The sequence below is a fragment of the Williamsia muralis genome (assembly GCF_051487485.1).
Taxonomy (GTDB): domain Bacteria; phylum Actinomycetota; class Actinomycetes; order Mycobacteriales; family Mycobacteriaceae; genus Williamsia; species Williamsia muralis_B.
In genome coordinates this window covers 1-1389 of sequence record NZ_JAHVCV010000032.1, presented here as the reverse complement: position 1 = coordinate 1389, position 1389 = coordinate 1, and the positions used below count along the sequence as shown (strand labels likewise).

General features: G+C 61.2%; 1 protein-coding gene. It reads right to left on the bottom strand.

Annotated elements, in window-relative coordinates; translation table 11 throughout:
- Positions 1-37: 37 nt before the first annotated feature.
- Positions 38-1321, bottom strand: a complete 1284-nt coding sequence (locus KXR83_RS26790; RefSeq protein ID WP_031331253.1) for an IS256 family transposase — start codon at positions 1319-1321, stop codon at positions 38-40.
- Between the last annotated feature and the right edge of the window lie 68 nt (positions 1322-1389).

The window sequence follows — 1389 nt, the reverse complement described above, 5'->3', positions numbered from 1 at the left end:
GGGACTATCCCGTTAACGGTGTTTCGGCCGTTTTCCATTAGTAGGTTTCTGATCCGGGCCAACGGTCCGCGAAGGTGATCGCGAAAGCGTTCAGAGCGGGCTTCCACCGTGTGATCCATCGTGCCTGACCTCTGCCGGTCGGGTCCAGCGAACGGGTCACCAGGTACAAACATTTCAACGCGGCCTGCTCGCTGGGGAAATGACCTCGTGCTTTCACCGCACGCCGGTACCGCGCATTCAGAGACTCGATAGCGTTGGTAGAGCACAAGACTCGCCGTATCTCGGTGTCGTAGTCGAGGAACGGGATGAACTCTGGCCAGGCGTTGTTCCACATCCGGATGATCGCCGGATACCGTGTGCCCCAGTTCTCGGCCAGGTCGTCGAAAGCAGCTCGGGCGGCGGGCTCGCTCGGTGCTGTGTAGATCGGCTTCAGTTCCCGTTTGAGCGCGTCCCAGTGCTGCCGTGCCGAGAGCCGAAAGGTGTTGCGGATTAAGTGCACGACACATGTTTGGACGGTGGTGGCCGGCCAGACGTTCTCCACCACCTCCGGCAGTCCTTTGAGACCGTCGCAGACCAGGAAGAACACGTCCTTGGTGCCGCGGTTGCGGATGTCGGTGAGCACGCTCATCCAGAACTTGGCGCCCTCGCCACCGGTGCCGGCCCACAACCCGAGTACGTCGCGGCGSCCGTCCAGACTCACCCCGATGGCGGCGTAGATCGGCCTGTTCGCGACCTGGCCGTCGCGGACTTTGACGACGATGGCGTCGATGAAAATCGCCGCGTACACCTCATCGAGCGGCCGCGCGGACCAGTCCTGCATCTCCTCGATCACCTTGTCGGTGATCCGCGAGATGGTCTCCTTCGAGACCGATGCRCCGTAGATTTCCGCGAAGTGCGCGCTGATCTCACCGGTCGTTAAACCCTTGGCGTACAACGATAAAACGATCTCATCCACGCCGTTGAGTCGGCGCTGTCGTTTCTTGACGATCTGCGGTTCGAAGGTGCCTTCGCGGTCTCTGGGGACTTCGATCGGTACCTGGCCGGTGGACTCGGTCAGCACCGTTTTCGGCCGGGTCCCGTTGCGGATATTTGTTGACTCCCGATCGGGCTTGGCTTGGTTCTTGTCGTGCCCGAGGTGCTCGGTCATCTCCTCGTTCAGCGCGGTTTCCAGGACCGTTTTGGTGAACTGCTTGAGCAGCCCATCCGGACCCGTCAACGACAGGCCCTGCTCCTTCGCCAACCGCACCAGCTCAGCTGCCGCCGCCTCCTCGGCCGACGGTGGTGTCGATTTCTTCTTCGTCACATCATCTAGTGTCGTCATCACGGCACCCTTCCCGCTGAGCATTCACCCAGCGTGTCGGGCCAAAACACCGATTAAGAAACAGTCCC